Origin of the sequence: Microseira sp. BLCC-F43, assembly GCF_041929235.1 — a bacterium.
GTDB lineage: Bacteria > Cyanobacteriota > Cyanobacteriia > Cyanobacteriales > Aerosakkonemataceae > Microseira.
The window spans coordinates 75,180-93,014 of record NZ_JBHFNP010000349.1 but is presented as its reverse complement, the minus strand read 5'-3'; the positions used below and the strand labels follow the sequence as shown (position 1 = coordinate 93,014).

General features: G+C 45.7%; 14 protein-coding genes. 12 read left to right on the top strand and 2 right to left on the bottom strand.

Annotated features, from left to right (window positions below; genetic code table 11):
• Positions 1 to 737 precede the first annotated feature (737 nt).
• From ACE1CM_RS46390 to ACE1CM_RS46365, 6 genes are all read left to right on the top strand, one after another.
• Complete coding sequence (locus tag ACE1CM_RS46390; RefSeq protein WP_374886398.1) at positions 738 to 1,139, top strand: FG-GAP repeat domain-containing protein; 402 nt, start codon at positions 738 to 740, stop codon at positions 1,137 to 1,139.
• Between the two features lie 36 nt (positions 1,140 to 1,175).
• A complete protein-coding gene (locus ACE1CM_RS46385; protein ID WP_374886397.1) occupies positions 1,176 to 1,298 on the top strand; it encodes a hypothetical protein in 123 nt (40 codons plus the stop codon).
• Positions 1,299 to 1,340: 42 nt separating this feature from the next.
• Positions 1,341 to 2,033 (top strand): FG-GAP repeat domain-containing protein, encoded by a 693-nt coding sequence (locus ACE1CM_RS46380; protein ID WP_374886411.1) that lies wholly within the window; start codon positions 1,341 to 1,343, stop codon positions 2,031 to 2,033.
• A 69-nt stretch (positions 2,034 to 2,102) separates the two neighbouring features.
• Positions 2,103 to 2,816, top strand: coding sequence for a hypothetical protein (locus ACE1CM_RS46375; protein WP_374886396.1), 714 nt, complete (start codon positions 2,103 to 2,105; stop codon positions 2,814 to 2,816).
• Positions 2,817 to 3,021: 205 nt separating this feature from the next.
• Complete coding sequence (locus tag ACE1CM_RS46370; RefSeq protein WP_374886395.1) at positions 3,022 to 6,105, top strand: TIM-barrel domain-containing protein; 3,084 nt, start codon at positions 3,022 to 3,024, stop codon at positions 6,103 to 6,105.
• A 966-nt stretch (positions 6,106 to 7,071) separates the two neighbouring features.
• Positions 7,072 to 7,416: a hypothetical protein gene (locus tag ACE1CM_RS46365; RefSeq protein ID WP_374886394.1), complete on the top strand. Its 345-nt coding sequence runs from the start codon at positions 7,072 to 7,074 to the stop codon at positions 7,414 to 7,416.
• Positions 7,417 to 7,599: 183 nt separating this feature from the next.
• Here the strand turns inward: ACE1CM_RS46365 and ACE1CM_RS46360 are convergent, their stop codons facing one another.
• On the bottom strand, positions 7,600 to 8,127 hold the full coding sequence (locus tag ACE1CM_RS46360; protein WP_374886393.1) for a hypothetical protein: 528 nt from the start codon (positions 8,125 to 8,127) through the stop codon (positions 7,600 to 7,602).
• Positions 8,128 to 8,483: 356 nt separating this feature from the next.
• Here ACE1CM_RS46360 and ACE1CM_RS46355 point away from each other — a divergent pair, with 356 nt between their 5' ends.
• The 6 genes from ACE1CM_RS46355 (at position 8,484) to ACE1CM_RS46330 (ending at position 16,076) form a co-directional block, all read left to right on the top strand.
• Positions 8,484 to 8,693 carry a ribbon-helix-helix domain-containing protein gene (locus ACE1CM_RS46355; protein ID WP_374886392.1) on the top strand — a complete coding sequence of 70 codons (210 nt, stop codon included), beginning with the start codon at positions 8,484 to 8,486 and terminating at the stop codon, positions 8,691 to 8,693.
• The gene (locus tag ACE1CM_RS46350; protein ID WP_374886391.1) at positions 8,678 to 8,869 is read left to right on the top strand and encodes a hypothetical protein; all 192 of its coding nucleotides are present in this window, start codon (positions 8,678 to 8,680) and stop codon (positions 8,867 to 8,869) included. Before ACE1CM_RS46355 ends, ACE1CM_RS46350 begins: the two co-directional genes overlap by 16 nt.
• 699 nt (positions 8,870 to 9,568) lie before the next feature.
• Complete coding sequence (locus ACE1CM_RS46345; RefSeq protein WP_374886390.1) at positions 9,569 to 9,952, top strand: hypothetical protein; 384 nt, start codon at positions 9,569 to 9,571, stop codon at positions 9,950 to 9,952.
• Positions 9,953 to 10,119: 167 nt separating this feature from the next.
• On the top strand, positions 10,120 to 12,849 hold the full coding sequence (locus tag ACE1CM_RS46340; protein WP_374886389.1) for a tetratricopeptide repeat protein: 2,730 nt from the start codon (positions 10,120 to 10,122) through the stop codon (positions 12,847 to 12,849).
• A gap of 334 nt (positions 12,850 to 13,183) precedes the next feature.
• Positions 13,184 to 13,870 carry a Uma2 family endonuclease gene (locus tag ACE1CM_RS46335; RefSeq protein ID WP_374886388.1) on the top strand — a complete coding sequence of 229 codons (687 nt, stop codon included), beginning with the start codon at positions 13,184 to 13,186 and terminating at the stop codon, positions 13,868 to 13,870.
• A 1-nt stretch (position 13,871) separates the two neighbouring features.
• On the top strand, positions 13,872 to 16,076 hold the full coding sequence (locus tag ACE1CM_RS46330; RefSeq protein ID WP_374886387.1) for a caspase family protein: 2,205 nt from the start codon (positions 13,872 to 13,874) through the stop codon (positions 16,074 to 16,076).
• A 559-nt stretch (positions 16,077 to 16,635) separates the two neighbouring features.
• Here the strand turns inward: ACE1CM_RS46330 and aroF are convergent.
• Positions 16,636 to 17,697, bottom strand: a complete 1,062-nt coding sequence (aroF, locus tag ACE1CM_RS46325; protein WP_374886386.1) for a 3-deoxy-7-phosphoheptulonate synthase — start codon at positions 17,695 to 17,697, stop codon at positions 16,636 to 16,638.
• Between the last annotated feature and the right edge of the window lie 138 nt (positions 17,698 to 17,835).

Below are 17,835 nucleotides of genomic sequence, written 5' to 3'. Positions count from 1 at the left end.
CTGCGAATATCCAAAAGGTTGTAATTAAAATCACTCCCAAACATTCTAGTCAGCACCGCAGGAATTGCCGTTATATAGACTACACGCCAGCAATCGTGATGGCGAAAAGTTCATTTGTACATAATGAGGCTATCACCAGCACGCGGATATTCGTGGTGCAAGAACAATCCGAGACAGCGCAGTATAAAAGGTACGTGGAGACTGGGCGAAAGCCCCAACCTACTGGTTATACAGCAGATTGCAAGTGAGTGAGGTACAGCCAATAGGCTTCGTTTGTCAAGCGGCAGCATTAATGCTGCCGTTTGACAAACCAAGGTGTACCTCATGCGCCTGCAAACCGCTATAAACGCCCAAAAAAATGTCAGGATATCTCACCATAACCGCTATCTCGGCTTTCCGTGGTGAGAGCAACAGGAACCTTAGAAATCAGGATATTAAGGCTGTGAGGTGTTAAGAATCGGCTGACGCAACAGGCGCGGGGAGTCTTAACCCAAGGGTAACTTTTGGCGATGCCTGGGTGCAGATGGGGAGAGAGGATGCGATCCGTCTAATATCTCAGGTCAGAATAATTCACAATTTTGCTTTGGGAAACGTCTATGTAAATGAAGGGGGTCAAAAGTAGTTGGTTGAGACTAACGGGGAAACGCAAAGAAAATTTTTCCACATCACCAACTAATTTTGACCATATCCATCTAAATAGACGATCCACAAATTAACCAGCGAAAGCTCAGAAGCAGATGTACATACCTAAATTTAGACGGCAGCTTGTTGAAGATCGTCGCCAAGACGGCTACTGGATTGAAGCATTCAGTATAGATGGTGACTCTAAACCAGATATTGCAGGATATGGTCTTGGTCAAGGTGATGTAACTTGGTATAGAAACAATGATTGGAAAAAGACACTGATTGCTAAATTTATCGGCCCTGTTGGGATGCACAATGTAGATATCAATGGGGATGGACGTAATGATATTGTCATTTGCTACCAATACGGTCAGACGATGGTAAATTGCGCTCCTGAAGGAGGCAAAATCGTCTGGCTGGAAAATCCAGGTAATTCTGAGCCGTATTGGAAAAGCTATTACATTGGTCGCACTACTTCGATGCACCGCCTTAAGGTGGGCCATTTTACACAGTAAGAAAAACTACAGGTTCTTGGCTTACCTATTGTAGGAATGCCAAATAATGTTCACTCGCTCACACCGATTGTGCTATTCACTCAGCCTGACAACATTTATGAAGCAGAAAAGTGGCATGAGGAAACTCTCAAAATATATGACAAAAAATCCTACGAGTAAAACAATAAAAAGCCAAATCCTGAAGATCCAAATGCCCGGTTAATTTATTTCCATGTCATTCACGGCGTATCAGTGAAGAAGTTTGAGTCTGGAGTAAATCTTGATTCCGCACTGATTGCTTCTTCAGAAGGGATTACCTGGATTTATTTCAGCCGCGAGGATGGCGTATGGTATGGCGAATCGATCGGTTTGGGCGAGATGAGCCTAGTGAATAAAACAGGCTATAAAGGCAGTGGCGACGTTGATGCAGGCAAGGTAGGAGACGATGCTTTTGCTTACATTCCAGCGGTCGAACCATTTCATGGCAACACAGTCGCCGTATACTATAAAACTCAAGAAACTAACGAGAGCAAAAATTCTCTAACAGGTTGTCAGTGGCAAAGAACCGTACTGGATGTCTACGGCGATCCCAATGCGCTGGGAGAAGGACCCGCACATTTTGTGGTTTGTGCGGATTTTGATAACGATGGAGACGATGAGTTTATCGTTGCTCCAAGAGCTCCGATGCCTTGGATGGGGGTCTTTTACTACAAGGCTATAGATGTTAAAAATGGCGTGTTCGTAAAATGGCGTGTCTCTCAGGATTCTGCAGATCGTATAGCTGTTGCTGATTTTGATGGCGATGGGCGCTTGGATTTTGCCACTATCGGTTATTCAGTGGACGGATATTTTTGTGCCGACAATCCATCCATCGTCGTTTACTATAACGACTTTGCTTTGCACCAGCGCATTTAAGGTAGCGATTGCGGGATCGCTACAGCTACAGATCAGTCAATCAATCATTTAACTCAACCTCAAAAACAGATGGAAGTCAACAAAACCAAACGGCTTAACTTTTCTGGTGCTTACATAGATGCGAAGTACGTGGAAAACGTGGAAAACTATCGGATTAAAAACCGTACTATCGTCATCAATCCCCAAGCTTCAGATGCTCACCTGAGTGAAGCTCCTGCCAGTATTATTCCCGCTTTTGCATCAACCATACTCAAAGACACAATCATCCAAAAAGCAAAATCATTACTCTTGCTTGAGGTGGTTGAAACTAACAACATTGGCAAGATCATCTTTGAGCAAAACTGGGATTTATTAGGGAATCTGATTGATAACTTTCCTAAAGATGTACCTCTCTGGCGTTCTCCCCAGGATGATGCCGGAATCGTCAAGCTCGATCCGTATTTGATGACAAGACAATCGAGTACGCCCAATCAAAAAGAAAAGTTTACCGTCAAAGTTAACTTATGGTTTGCTCCTTCTCACACCGATTGTGCTATCCACAACCAGCATGACTTTATCGAAATCCACACACAGATATTTGGTGCGGGAAGAATGCAGAAGTTCAAAACTGAAGATTTCGCCACTCTTTATGAAGATCAGTTGATGAATGAGGGATACACAACTTTTGTTCCATTTTGTCAAGTTGAGGAAAACAACAAATATATTTATCCGTGGCACCAATATTACTCAGATACTGATTGCATCTGGCTGGCAATAGAGTATCATCCGCAGGATAAAGCTTAAACTAAGCAACTCTATCTGAGGGAGAGCGCAAACTAACGTTTGAGAACGCGCTCGCTGATACCCGTAACTTCCTCTGTCCTTGGCTGTAAGGGATAGCACAATGCAATCCTGAGGAATCTGGGGTAGAAAGTCAAGGTAGCTATACCTCAGCCCATCTTGCACGCGCAAGAAGTTAGTTCAATATCAACATCACAAGAGGTTTGTTATGTCAGGACCAACTTTATCAGATGTTTACAAGTTCGTTAAAGTCGAAGAATATTTCAAGGATCTCAACAACTGGCAGACGCTTAAAAAAGTCTCTTCTTATCAATTCAAGGCTGAAGAACAAACGCTGGCGCTAGAGTTTGAAAAGAGCGATGGCAGTTTCTGTGCCATGCTGCTCCAGTTCGTGCAGAATGATACCTTCCGGGTGCGTTTCAACCCCAAAAAACTCGCGTATGATTATACCCGTAAAAATACTCGGTCGGTGGTGCGGGATACCTTTGATGACTTAAAGCGCATAGCGCAACAGGGAGATGAACAGTTCTACATAGAGTACCAAGACAAAGGCGGTCAGGGCTGCGTACTAACTACCAAAAAGCAGCAGAATAACGAATCTGTCATGCAGGTGGTACTCACCAAAGATCCGTTCAAGATCGAGGTGATAAATTGCGAGCCAGACGGGAGCAACTTTAAAATCTGGGAAACGGCACAAGAGGGCATATTATTCACTCCCAACGGGAATGAAGATTATGCCATTATCCAGGCGGTAAACAAACCCGGAACGGCAAAGTATATTGGCTTTGGCGAAATAGGTGGCTATGCACTGTGCCGCAATAGCGAGCAACTCAACTATTTCAACTTCGATAACATGCGGTACCGGCAGGTCTATAACTACGGACCTTTGGATGTACGGGAACCGCTTTACCACTCGGAACCGTTTTTCATTGAATTTAACGGGGTTCCGCAAAAAAATTGCGTCACCGGCATGTACGTTGACAATCGCGGTCAAATCCTGATGGATATGGGATACTACAATTCCTGCCGCTATATGGTCGGTACGCGCTTCGGCGACCTTGACTATTATTTCTTCATGGCAGACACTCCTGCGGAGCTTGTAGACAGCTTCACTGAGATTGTCGGACGCTCGCGGCTAAAACCCCGGTGGGCCTTAGGCTATCACCAAGGTTGCTATGGGTATGAAGACCGGGGGTCTCTGGAATGGTGCGTTCGCAAGCATCGCGACTACCAAATTCCCCTAGACGGTCTGCACGTCGATGTAGACGTACAGAATAAATACCACACCTTCACGATTGATACAAACAAGTTCCGCGATCCGAAAGGGATGTTTGATTACTTAAAATCGCTGGGGGTGAAGTGCAGCACGAACATTACTCCAATTATTAGCAAGAACGAGCCGTACTACACAACCTATACCGAAGGGCGGGATAAGGGCTATTTTGTACTAGACCGGCGCTACTTCGGCGATCTCGATCTGAACAACCCTGAAGACCTTAATCAGGGTTACAGCTACCAGAATTTCGATCCTCCAGGCAAGGAAAGCGTTTACTTCGCATACGACCCGGAGAACAACGCCAATACCGGCAATGCTTATATCGGGGAAGTCTACTACGGAAATAACCGATTTACGGGATTGGAAATGGGTACCCCCGGTCATTACCCCGATTTTGGTCGGCAGGAAGTGCGCGACTGGTGGGGTAAGCAATATCAATATCTCTTTGATATGGGTCTGGAAATGGTTTGGCAGGACATGACGACACCTGCTATCCGTTCCCGCCGTGGGGATATGCGCGGCTTCCCCTTCCGATTGCTGGTTACTGACGATTCTATCTCGGGAGAGGAACCCAAACTGACCCCAGCTATTAAGGTGTGGAATTTGTATTCCTACAATCTCCACAAAGCCACATACAATGGCCTCAACAAGCTTGTATACTCAGAGCAGGCAGGTCCAGAGAAAGCAGGAAAGCGGCGCACAGACCGTAACTTCATCGTCGGGCGCGGCAGTTTCACCGGCGCGCACCGCTTTGCCGCATTGTGGACGGGCGACAATTCTTCCACCTGGGATTTCCTCAAGATGAATGTATCCCAAGTTATGTCACTCGGTATGACCGGCGTGATTATGAACGGTCAAGATATTGGGGGCTTTGAACAAGAGAACGACCAGCAACACTGGGTCGGTCCTGAACTCATGATCCGCTGGGTGGCTGCGGGAGCTTTCCTGCCCTGGTATCGCAACCACTACATGCGCAAAGGGCGGAAAGAGTTCCAAGAAATCTTCATGTACGAAGAATGGTTTCGCGAACAGCAAAAGCCGCTACCGGAACCGCAAGATTTGTACCGTGCGGTTTTGCCTGCCTGCAAGTATTACATTGAATTGCGGTACCGGCTGCTACAGGTATTCTATGACGCGATGTTTGAGAACACATTTGATGGCTTGCCGATCTGCCGACCGATGTTTCTCAATGACCCACAAGATAAGGCGCTCTACAATGACAAAATCGCCTTCCTCAACAACCAGTTCTTCCTGCGGCACGATCTGCTGATCGCTCCAGTTCTAGATCCGCAGTCACCATCGAATGGCTACGGCAAGCGGGATGTCTATCTCCCAGCAGCCAGCAACTGGTATTGTTTCAAGGACAACAAACAGCCGCTTGATGGTGCTGTCGAAGGTGGCACTACGATACGCCAGTTTGATGCACATCTTTCTGGCGACATCAATCACATTCCCTTTATTGTTCCCATCTTCGTGCGAGCGGGCGCGATCGTACCCATGATTGAGGTTGAACAATATGTGGGAGAGCGGAACAGCAAAGGTCTGCTCAATCCTATAACGATCAACATCTATCCCGGTGCCAGCGGGCAATACACCATGTATTTGGATGACGGCATCAGCCGCGCTTCTGCGCCCAAGGAGTCGGCTGTATACGACTGCGATGAACTGGCTAACAGCGAATATCGCCAGCTAGATATTAAGCACAGCAAAACTGGTTCAACACGCCAGATTACTCTGGAGCGCAAACACGACAATTATACGCCCAAGGAACCATTTTTCTTCGTGGCAATCCTGCACGATCCATCTGAAACCAAAGGCAGTTCGGGTCCCTTGAAGACCATCAACATCAACGGGCAGGATATTACCTTAATTACAGGCGGCAGCCTTGAGCAACAGTCGCACCAGCTAAGCGGTTCCACCAGCAATGCCTGGTACTACAACGAGAACATCAACATCAGTTTTGTCAAGGTGTTCGATAACAACCCGTCGATCTCCATCAAGGCTGATTATGTCTAATGGCTGGATGATTGCATTCTCAGTGCGATCTACTTGCTTGGATTAAACGGAAGTTCCCCGTCAGGGGAACTTCCGCCTAATTAACAAGCTTCAGCATCCCTCAAATGTTCTCAAAACAACTCACTCAATCATCTATGAAAAACATTTAAGAAAGCGATACTGGCAAAATATTCAGCGCTAACTTAGCGTTTATCCCACTCTGCTTCTTAATCGGTTTAGCTGGATTTGGTTATATTCTGGCTACATTGCCGGGAATTGCAGATCCTGCAACAGCTCCGTCTCGAACCTGTATTACTGGCGGCTGGAAACTCCCATTGATTATCACCCACGTTCTAACTTTTGCCCTCATCCCTCTGGCGATGAAAATTTTTTACGAAAAAGCATCTTTGCATCCCAGCTTGGTCTAGCTTTTATTATGGTGGCGATCGCCTCGGAAATTGGTTGGCACGTTACCCAATGCTGGTATGATCAACATGATTTCACAATTTCGATCGTATCAAAGGCCATATCGCCGTTCCGATGGTTTGTCATTTGATGCTGGCGAGCGCTTCATCGCTGCATAAATTCATAAATTTGTCAATAGAGTAACGCAAGTTGCTAGTTATAGAATTGAGTCTGAGATTAGGTACGTTGTTGCGCTAGAGCGATCTTATTACAACTAGGATAAGGGGGGGGCTCTAGCGCAACAACATACCCAGCAACAACATACCCAGCGAAGACAGCGCAACAACATACCCAGAAATAAAGTAAATAGCAGCTTGAGTTAGAGTAGCGATCTCATCCAGATATGCGATGGGTTGAGCTATAAGCGATCGCTGAGATCGTATACTTGTCTGACTCCTAGAGGTCAGGGATAATGCTGAGTTGATTTGGATAGAAAATCTTTACTCGCCGATTTTGGAAATTGGGGAAGATTTTATGAACGCATAAATACCCTTTTAATTGTCAAATTTTGGAGTTTAAAGTATGGATAATTTTTACGCTTTTTTGCCAAAAATAAAAAAAAGGCCAGCAGTGGATCTAGGGAGAAATTCTATCTTCAATCTTCAGGCTTTTTTGGATGGATATTATTTGGCGCGGTGCGAAATCGGCTTGCCGCTGACTGAACAAGAATCTGAGTTTCAAGAGTTCTTACAATGGATAAGGAAGAAATTTCAGGTAGAGACAGGACAATTGTGGGCAAGCATTCTACTTTTTAATTCACCTGATGAACGCAGCGCAGTTGATAGATTTTTCAGCTTGTTTGAAGAATTTATTAATCGCGATAAAAGTCTGGAAAATGAGGAAAAATGGGTTGAAAGCTCGCCATGAAATAAAATACCTGACGGGTGACAACCCTGTCAAAACATATATCGCAATCGTTGCGAGCGCCCAAATGAATTTTGGCAATTTAAAGCATCGGGTGCGTTAACCGAGTTGAAAGCGGTAAGCACCCTTTTCTGTTGGTTAGGATCGCGCTGATTCTGGCTAGAAAGTCAACAGCGGAATGGGCGATCAATCTTCACCGCCGTCGGGTTGCAATTGTCTCAAACTTGCTAGCGCGTAAAGTTCTACAAGTGTCATCAGTTTCTTGGCTCGTTCGTTGTGGAAAATATCGCTGTTTTTCCCATCGCGCCACCAAACTGTCACGTTTAATTCGCCATTCTTGATGTCAGCCGTCAGTTTGCGAATATCGTCAAAGTTGATGAATTCATCGGCAGAAATTTTCACCAAACTAGCCATTTTTTCACCTCTATAATTCCTCGAAGGATTTGTGGCATTTTCAGCAGCGATCTCTGTCAATACCGAAACGCGATCGCGAGCTGATTTGATCCGCGCCCGATTCAGCACCGTAAGCGCTTCTTGATGTTCTGGATCGTGGGTTTGAAAATTAGTTGATAGTACCCAATCCTCCTTTAAAGGAACTAAAAGGTATTCCTTGTAATGAGCGGGATATGGTTTAACAATCCAGGTATTGATTATTTTCCCCCGTTTAACGTACCATCCAGCAGCTTCAAATTCCCTGACGATTGTGCTAATCATTGTTGTTTTTATCTAACCTTTCCATTGGTTTAAATTTGTTGTTGAACCAAGAAAGCGCCGCGCCATCTGAAAAGCGGCGCTGGAGTATCCACTGAACAGTTATGGAACTCAGTTAATTGGCAATAGGCTACCTCCTTTAATAAATAGAATGTCGCTCTTTTAGCGGCCTGTTCCGCGCATGGGTAGTTTCTCCATAGGTAATCGACGCATTCCAAATCAGTTATTCGGTTGTGGGGAGTTACACACACAACTTATGTATGTAGGTAGCACTTAACTATGTATATCATATATATATATAGGTAACAAGCGTTTTGCTAAATTAGGTATGGAACCCATGTATGCAGGTGACGTAGGCAATGACGGACAAGAAAAAACAGGCTTGGATGACTCGACACGGGGAATACAAGCAGAGAGTGAGTTTGATGCTCACTCCATCGAGTATTCAGAAGCTGGATCGCTTAGCGGAACTGATGAACACCAGTCGCAGCGAATTGATCGAGCGTTGGGCCAGAGGTCTGGACGAAAACGTGGAGCCGCAGATATTGGGAAAATGCTTCGCCAGTTGAGACAGATTCGGCAAACTCACCTGGCTTATGTGGAAGCTCACGGGCAACGACTAGAAACCCGATTGAAGGAAAACCGAGAGCATCATCAAAAAATTCTAGGAGAGATGGATCGTTTAGAAGATGAGTTAACCAAGCTAATAGAGCAATTTAAAGAAGAGGAAGAAACTTCTACCTGAGTAAACCAGCGATCGCACCCATCTCGGTCGCTGGTTTTGTTTTGCAACATCCACCAGCGATCGCGCAACACAACCCAGATGATTGTTCTCCTTTGAATTAAGTAAGGGGTTGCTCCTGATTGACCTCCGCTGGGTGAGGGGCTTCTCACCAGGTTGGATATAGGGGGAGCGACTCAGACATTAGACGCCTGATATACTTAAAATATAATATAAGGCGTCTAATGTGTCAACATTAGGCTGGCATTGCCCAAATATTGTCAGTACAATTTAAGGATCTAGATTAAATCGCCAAATTCTTTACTAAATTTACTTATAGTTACGCAAATTGAGTAAGTTATAAAGAAACTTAATGGATGGCGATTCACTTTTGTGCTATATTACTTAATAATGCCGAAAACCAAGGCTAAAAATTGTCTGGTTTGTAAACCACAGTCGATTCAGAACTAGCCAGCCTATCAAAAGGTCGAACGGGAAACCACGATTCGTTAAATTGGCTAAAAATAATGGATGAACAATGGCTCTTAGCTTCAAAAGTAAAACGCTCAAAAGCTTCATAGGGTGGGCTACACCCGAATTGACGCCTGTGGACAAGAAGGAGCCGACTCCCTTGGTTGAAGCAGGAAGCAGACCCTCTAGAAATTACTTCTAGTTGAATGGTGAACTTTAGGTAAGTTTAGCCAAGTTCTGTATAGCAGTTTTATGTCTGATACGAATACAGATGCCCAAGTCCAAACATCATCAACACGGTCAACTCAAGTCAGAGAGGATTCAACTTCGATTAACCCCAGAGGGAAGGGAGAAGGTGGAAGAACTAACAAGATCGATGGGCTTATCTGTAAGCGAACTGCTAGAACAGTTAGGTCGCGGTCAAATTACGATTTCACCAGCTCGTTCGCTGGGGGAATCCTTGACCAGTTGATTAAAGATGCGGAAAATCGACTGGAAAAAGTTCAAGCTTTTATAGATTGGTATGAAGACGAAAAACAGGAAACGCTTGAACGGCTTGAAAATCTCCGCCGTCTCCGAGAGATAGAGGAAGAACAATTTAAAGCTCAATCTGAATCTGAGATAGAGCCTGAATAAACCAGCGATCGCACCCATCTCGGTCGCTGGTTTTGTTTTGCAACATACTGAGCTAGCCTTACCTGTCAACTGTTGAAATTAGCTTTGGTTAAGAAAATGGCTGCAATTGCATAAGTACTCAATTGTCAGAGATATAGACTATTGAGGAGTTAATTTAATTGACAGCTATGCGCCTACCAAAAATTGGATTCGCTGTACTGATCGTCCTAGTCGCTACCGTTGTGGAAATGCCTCCAAGTCTCAATTTGAAGGCGAACTGGGGAGTGCCAAAGGTGTTGGCGCAGACGACTGCACAACGAAAAGCCCAAGCAGATCGACTTTTAGAGCAAGGGATTCAACAGTATGAAACCAGCCAATTTCGGGCAGCATTGCAATCTTTGCAACAAGCGCTTGCTATCTACCTAGAAATCAAAGATCGCCAAGGAGAAGGAAATGCTCTGAGAATCCTGGGTCTTGCATACGATTCCCTGGGAGACTACCAGAAGGCGATTGAGTACCAACAGCAAAGTTTAGCCATCGCGCGGCAAATTAGCGATCGCCAAGCAGAAGGACTATCTTTGGGAAATCTGGGTCTTGCATACAATTCCCTGGGAGACTACCAGAAGGCGATTGAGTACCACCAGCAGAGTTTAGCCATTACACGGGAAATTGGCCATCGCCAAGCAGAAGGACGATCTTTGGGAAATCTGGGTAATGCATACGATTCCCTGGGAGACTACCAGAAGGCGATTGAGTACTACCAGCAAAGTTTAGCCATTACACGGGAAATTGGCGATCGCCTTTGGGAAGGAAATGCTCTGGGAAATCTGGGTAATGCATACCGTTCTCTGGGAGACTACCAGAAGGCGATTGAGTACCAGCAGCAGAGTTTAGCCATTACACAGGAAATTGGCGATCGCCTTGGGGAAGGAGCGACTCTGGGGAGTCTGGGTGTTGCATACTTTTCTCTGGGAGACTACCAGAAGGCGATTGATTACCAGCAGCAGAGTTTAGCTATTGCACGGGAAATCGGCGATCGCCGAGGGGAAGGACAATCTCTGGTAAATCTGGGTAGTGCATACCGTTCTCTGGGAGATTACCAGAAGGCGATTGAGTACCAACAGCAGAGTTTAGCCATTACACGGGAAATTGGCGATCGCTTTGGGGAAGGCGCGGCTCTGGGAAGTCTGAGTAATGCATACAATTTACTGGGAGACTACCAGAAGGCGATTGAGTACCAGCAGCGGAGTTTAGCTATTGCACGAGAAATTAGCGATCGCCTTGGAGAAGGACAATCTCTGGGAAATCTGGGTCTTGCATACCATTCCCTGGGAGACTACCAGAAGGCGATTGAGTACCACCAGCAGCGTTTAGCGATTGCACGAGAAATCGGCGATCCCCAAAGCGAGGGACTAGCGCTGAATAATCTAGGACTTGCTCTCCACAAACAAGGCAATCTTACAGCAGCAGAGAAAACCCTATTTGAGGGAATCGAAGTTTGGGAATCTCTGCGGGAAAAATTAGGCAGCAACGATACCAACAAAGTCTCTATTTTTGAGGAACAAGCTCGCACCTACCGCATTTTACAAGAAGTCCTAATTGCCCAAAATAAAACCGACAAAGCACTAGAAGTTGCCGAACGAGGTAGAGCCAGAGCTTTTGTCGAGTTACTAGCAAGGCGGCTATCTGCTAACCCCGCAGAAACATTACCGGCAAATCTTCTCAAACCCACCCTTGAGCAGATTAAACAAATTGCCAAAATTCAAAATGCTACTCTGGTTCAATATTCGATTATTTCTGACAGCTTCAAAATTCAAGGTAAACAACAAAGTCAAGAATCAGAACTCTACATCTGGGTCATCAAACCCACAGGTGAAGTTGCATTTCGCCAAGCCAATCTCAAACCCCTGTGGCAGGACAAAGATATTTCTTTAGCCCGGTTAGTTTCCCTCAGTCGCCAATCAATCGGCGTCGGCACTCGTACCACAGTAGCCAATGCTGCCAATGTCGAAACTCGCGCCACTCTAGAAATAGTATTAAAACCGGGTGCTGACCAAACTGAACGCTTACAGCAACTCCATCAAATTATAATTGAACCGATTGCCGATCTGTTGCCAACCGCTCCGAATGCCCGCGTTATTTTTATTCCCCAATCCTCTCTATTTCTGGTTCCCTTCCCGGCATTAAAAGACAAATCAGGTAAATATTTAATTGAAAAACATACCATCTTAACCGCTCCCTCGCTGCAAGTCCTAGAACTCACCCGCCAGCAACGGGAACGTATCGGCAAAGGAGTTAACAACAAACAAGCATTAATCTTAGGAAATCCGATCATGCCCAGCGTACCACCTGCACCGGGAGAACCGCCGCAACAGTTGCGCCCCCTTCCTGGTGCAGAAAGGGAGGCCAATGCCATTGCTTCTTTGTTGAACGCTCAACCCCTCACCGGCAGTCTGGGAACCAAAGCAGCAATTGTCCAAAAAATGCCCTCAGCGCGGATTATTCATTTAGCCACTCACGGCATCTTCGATGATATTCGCGGATTGGGAAGTGCCATTGCTTTAGCACCTTCTGGTAACGATAATGGTTTACTAACTGCTGAAGAAATCCTCGATTTAAAACTGAATGCCGAATTAGTAGTATTGAGTGCTTGCGATACCGGCAGAGGCAGAATTACCGGGGATGGCATTATTGGGTTATCGCGCTCTTTTATTAATGCCGGTGTACCCAGCGTCATGGTATCGCTTTGGGCAGTGCCAGACGCCCCGACAGCCGAGTTAATGAAGGCTTTTTATCAAAATTGGCAAAAGAATCCTGATAAAGCGCAAGCACTACGACAGGCAATGCTGACGATGATGCAGCAATATCCCCATCCCAAAGATTGGGCAGCATTTACATTAATTGGGGAGGTGGAATAATCAAAATCGTAGGGTGCGTTAGGCGGCGACAATCTTTGATATAGCTTAAATTTAACAATCCGCCGTAACGCACCATTTTAGCTGAGACAATCCAGTAGGGTGCGTTAGGCAATGCCGTAACGCACCAAATGACTGAGACTGGTGCGTTACGCAACGCTTACGCACCCTACCAAAGCTACCAAAGCTAGATATATTGGAAGGATTCAAACAGAAGCAAACAGGAGATCCAAATGACTGAGACTGGTGCCGTACTCTCGTCTAACGCACCCTACCAAAGCTACCAAAGCTAGATATATTGGAAGGATTCAAACAGAAGCAAACAGGAGATCCATCAATGCTACAATCCGATCCTTGGTTGCGCCTACCGACGGGCGAAGAATTACCTGGTTCCGACGATACCCCTGTGGATAACGAACTGCAAAATTTTGTCCCCAACAACCTGTTACTCATTCTGGGTTTCCTGTGGGCAACCCGCAATGATTGGTTTTTCGCCGCAGATATGGGCGTATACCATAATACAGGCACGAATCCAAGAATACCTATAGTTCCCGATGGTTTCTTAAGTTTGGGAGTGCCAAGGTTAAAAGGAGGAAAACTCCGCAAAAATTATGTAGTTTGGGAAGAAAACGATATCGTTCCCATCTTGACTTTAGAAGTTGTTTCACAAACCTATGGGGATGAATACGATGACAAAATGGATAAATATGCCCGCTTGGGAGTGTTATATTATGTCATCTACAATCCAGAATTTTGGCAAAGAGATAAACACGCTCCTTTTGAAGTTTATCGTTTAGTGGATGGAGTTTATCAGCTCCAAGCTGGCGAACCCGTCTGGATGCCAGAAATTGGTTTAGGAATTGGACGGGGGATGGGTATTTACTGCGGGTTGGAACGGGAATGGTTGTACTGGTATGATGAAGCTGGTAATCGGTATCAGTCTCCAGAAGAACAAGCAACCGAATTAAGAAACTTGTTAGAACAGTATCAAATTCGCTTCGGCAATCTACCCGATCATCCCTAATATGAAGCGCCGTCACTTCCTGCAATTTAGCAGTTCTGTCCTCGCCTCTTTAGGCATCAGTCAACTCGACTTTCTCCACGGGGCAAATCGCTACGGAAAGGTACTGGCGCAAAGCACCCCGCGCCAACTGGCATTATTAGTTGGGATTAATAACTATACCGATGGCGTGCGAAGCTTGCGAGGATGCCTCACCGATGTAGAAATGCAGCGAGAATTGCTCATCCACCGCTTTGGTTTTAATCCCAAAGATATTCTAGAAATCAAAGATACACAAGCAACCCGCAGCGGCATTATCGCCGCTTTTGAAGAACATTTAATTAAACAAGCTAAACCCGATGATATCGTCGTCTTTCACTTCTCCGGACACGGTTCGCGAGTCATCGATCCTAACCCAATTGGTAACAAGAAACTCAACAGCACGTTAGTCCCGATTGATACGGTTACAGAATCTCCTAATATAGTTCGAGACATAATGGGACAGACGCTATTTCTATTAATGTCTGCCGTCCCAACTGAAAATCTAACAATTGTTTTGGATAGCTGTTATTCTGGAGGAGGAGATCGGGGTAATTTAGTTATCCGTTCTGCTCGTTTAGACCGGGGTGAAGATAAACAAGCAAGTCGCGAAGAATTTGAGTATCAGCAAAAGTGGCTAAAACAGCTCAATCTTTCTCCCCAAGAGTTTCAACAACGACGAGAACAAGGAATTGCCAAAGGGGTTGCACTTACCGCCGCCAAAGACAATCAATATGCTACAGATGCACCGTTTGCAGGATTTAGCGCCGGTGCTTTTAGTTATTTACTAACTCGCTATCTTTGGCAGCAAACTCGCAACGATGCCGTCGGTAATATCTTTGTGAATCTGGCAATGCGTACCCGCGATCTGGCAGAGTCATCATCGATTATCCAAGAACCAGAATTAGAAGTAAAACCGGGAAGCAACAATCAGCAAAAACTACTCTATTTTAGCGAAAAAATCACCCCTGGCGCTGAAGGAGTTATCCGCAAATCGGGCAATCAAATAGAATTTTGGTTAGGTGGGGTGGCATCCCAAAGTTTAGAAGCATTTCAAGCGGGTGCGATTTTTAGCTTAATTGACAATAAAGGACAGGAAATCGGACAAATTGAACAACAATCTCGCGTTGGATTAGTGGGATATGGGAAAGTTATTCAAAGTGTATCAAATGGTGCGATCGCCGAAGGAGTTTTGTTGCGCGAACGAGTGCGAGGAATCCCCGCTAATTTAACGCTAAAACTGGGTTTAGATGATTCGTTAGGTGGAGAAAAGGAAAAAGCACAAACAACCATTAAAACAGTCAATCGGATGGAAGTTGTTCCCGTTGCACAAAGAGGAGAATTGCATTATATTTTAGGCCGCGTTACCGAGGAAGATTTGCGCCAATTTCAACAGCAATCGATTCCCAATCCTCCACCTGTAGGTGCAGTTGGGTTATTTACCGCAGGACGAGAACCCGTAATCGGTTCCTTTGGTCGTGTGGGAGAATCAATCGCAGAAGCAATTCAACAGCGGTTGCGACCTCAACTAAAATCGTTGCTGGCAGGGCGGATTTTAAGAACTCTGATAACCGGAGAATCTTCGGCTTTAAAAGTTACCACTACAATCAAATCTATCGATGGCAGAGGTGCATCCAGCATCGTTCCTAGTCGCGGCGATCGAGAATCTCAAACCGCATCGCCAGTTAATCTTACCCAAGGTATTCAATTTAAACCGGGAACGGATATTCAAATTCAAATTCAAAATAACGAAGCGCGCAATCTTTATATTAGTGCTGTACTAATTGATTCCAGCGGCAACTTGATTGTTTTATTTCCTCGCGATTGGGATGCGCCTGAAGATGCGGCTTTAGTTGCTGCAGGAAATTTGATTGCGATTCCGCAACCAGGCGATAGTTTTCAATTCCGCTTGCGGGGGCCATCTGGTACTTTAGAAGTGCTGGTACTGGCAAGCGTTAAACCCCTTCGCAATGCCTTAAAAGGGTTGCAAAATATTGCCAGAAGTCGAAATCTTGGTAGAGGTTCGCCTTTGGGATTATCTGATGATGAACCTGTGGCGGTGGTGGATAATTTACTCGGAGATTTGGATGCAATGACTCGCGCCGGTATTGATATTATTTCTAAAGGAGTGCAAGCCGTAGATACGACTCAATTAGCGGCACTTTCAGCCTTGATTCAAGTAGTAGAATAGGTAATGGGTAATTGGTTATGGAGAGTTTGAGAGGTTGTCAGTCTTCTCTTACAGGACTTACGCGATCGCACTAAATATAATACAGCGGGTTGCGCTCATATGAGGTACATGATGGAGGTGATGGAGATGAGGGAGGTAACGAAGTAGAAGTAATTACTTCCCTATCTTCCCGATCTTCCTCATCTTTCTCAATATCAGTGATGGTTTACCTCATAACAGCGATTCTCGCTGTATCATGGGCTACCAGGCTAAAGCGGGACAACACAGTTAGAAAGGGGAAAAGGGAAAAGGTAAAAGGGGGAAGGATGAACAAGCTTTCCCCTTTTCCCCTTTCCCCTTCGAGAGAGGGCATTTTGTCCCGTCTTAGATTGGTAGCCTATTATGGTGCTTTACGCTATCGCTAACGCACCCTACATATAGAAAGTTTGCGTAAGTCCTGTCTTAGCAACCTTTCCTGTCAGTTTGCGCGCGTGTTAAGTATACAGATAATAATTTAGGGGCAAGTTAGAGAACTGCCCCTAGAAATTTGGAGAAAATGGGGGATTTTTGGCTTGTAGGATTAAGCGATCGCCGCCGCCACAGGTTGAGGCCAGCGGTTGACTGCTTTGCCAATGACTGCCATTTCTTGCATTAAACGGTCAAACCGTTCTGGAGTCAAGGATTGAGGGCCATCAGAAAGCGCTTTGGCGGGGTTGGGGTGGACTTCGATCATCAGCGAGTCTGCACCACCTGCGATCGCCGCCAGTGCCATTGCAGGCACGTACTCGGCGCGTCCGGTACCGTGACTGGGGTCGATCATAATCGGTAGGTGAGTCAGACTTCGCAATACGGGCAATACTGCTAAATCTAATGTATTGCGCGCATACTGCCGGTCAAACGTGCGGATACCCCGTTCGCATAAAATCACGTTCGGGTTGCCCGCAGCCAAGATATACTCAGCTGCCATCAGCCAATCTTCAATCGTCGCCGCCATTCCTCGCTTGAGCAAAATCGGCTTATCTTGCGCCCCGACTTTCTTCAACAGCGAGAAATTGTGCATGTTGCGGGCACCAATTTGGATCACATCCGCCACTTCTGCCACTATTTGCAATTCAGCGGCATCCATCAATTCTGTAATGATACCGAGTCCAGTCGCTTCCCGCGCTGCTGCCAATAATTCCAAGGCGCTTTCCCCATGTCCTTGGAAAGCATAAGGCGAAGTTCTCGGTTTATAAGCACCACCGCGCAAAAATTGTGCCCCTGCTGCCTTGACACGGCGCGCAGTTTCGATTATCATCTCTTCGTTTTCTACCGAGCAAGGCCCAGCCACGACGACCAAGGGGTGATTCTGCCCAATATAAACAGTTCCGTTCGGCGTGGGAACCGCTACTTCGCTGGGTTCGCCGTGACGGTACTCGATGCTGGCGCGCTTAAACGGCTGCTCTACCCGCAGCACTTGCTCGATCCAGGGGCTAACTTCCTGAATTTGCAAAGGGTCTAAATCAACGGTATCGCCGACTAAACCAATTACTACTTTGTGTTTCCCAACAATTTTTTCTGGCGACAAACCCCAAGTTGTAAGTTCGTCGCTGACTCGGTTAATTTCGGCTTCTGGCGAGCCGACTTTCATTACTACAATCATGTTTAAGAACCTGCTAAGTTGCTTGTGTACAAAACGCCTTAAGCTAATTTGTTAGGAATTTATCAGCCATTCATAGCGTAATAGCAACGCCCGGTTGAATTCAGCCATAATGGCAACTTTTGTCATTGGTCAGTCGTC

Bases quoted from the DNA above. Each gene is read 5' to 3' on its own strand.
- ACE1CM_RS46390 (WP_374886398.1), top strand. From the start codon at position 738: ATGTACATACCTAAATTTAGACGGCAGCTTGTTGAAGATCGTCGCCAA.
- ACE1CM_RS46385 (WP_374886397.1), top strand. From the start codon at position 1,176: ATGCCAAATAATGTTCACTCGCTCACACCGATTGTGCTATTCACTCAG.
- ACE1CM_RS46375 (WP_374886396.1), top strand. From the start codon at position 2,103: ATGGAAGTCAACAAAACCAAACGGCTTAACTTTTCTGGTGCTTACATA.
- ACE1CM_RS46370 (WP_374886395.1), top strand. From the start codon at position 3,022: ATGTCAGGACCAACTTTATCAGATGTTTACAAGTTCGTTAAAGTCGAA.
- ACE1CM_RS46365 (WP_374886394.1), top strand. From the start codon at position 7,072: ATGGATAATTTTTACGCTTTTTTGCCAAAAATAAAAAAAAGGCCAGCA.
- ACE1CM_RS46360 (WP_374886393.1), bottom strand. From the start codon at position 8,127: ATGATTAGCACAATCGTCAGGGAATTTGAAGCTGCTGGATGGTACGTT.
- ACE1CM_RS46355 (WP_374886392.1), top strand. From the start codon at position 8,484: ATGACGGACAAGAAAAAACAGGCTTGGATGACTCGACACGGGGAATAC.
- ACE1CM_RS46350 (WP_374886391.1), top strand. From the start codon at position 8,678: ATGCTTCGCCAGTTGAGACAGATTCGGCAAACTCACCTGGCTTATGTG.
- ACE1CM_RS46345 (WP_374886390.1), top strand. From the start codon at position 9,569: ATGTCTGATACGAATACAGATGCCCAAGTCCAAACATCATCAACACGG.
- ACE1CM_RS46340 (WP_374886389.1), top strand. From the start codon at position 10,120: ATGCGCCTACCAAAAATTGGATTCGCTGTACTGATCGTCCTAGTCGCT.
- ACE1CM_RS46335 (WP_374886388.1), top strand. From the start codon at position 13,184: ATGCTACAATCCGATCCTTGGTTGCGCCTACCGACGGGCGAAGAATTA.
- ACE1CM_RS46330 (WP_374886387.1), top strand. From the start codon at position 13,872: ATGAAGCGCCGTCACTTCCTGCAATTTAGCAGTTCTGTCCTCGCCTCT.
- aroF (WP_374886386.1), bottom strand. From the start codon at position 17,697: ATGATTGTAGTAATGAAAGTCGGCTCGCCAGAAGCCGAAATTAACCGA.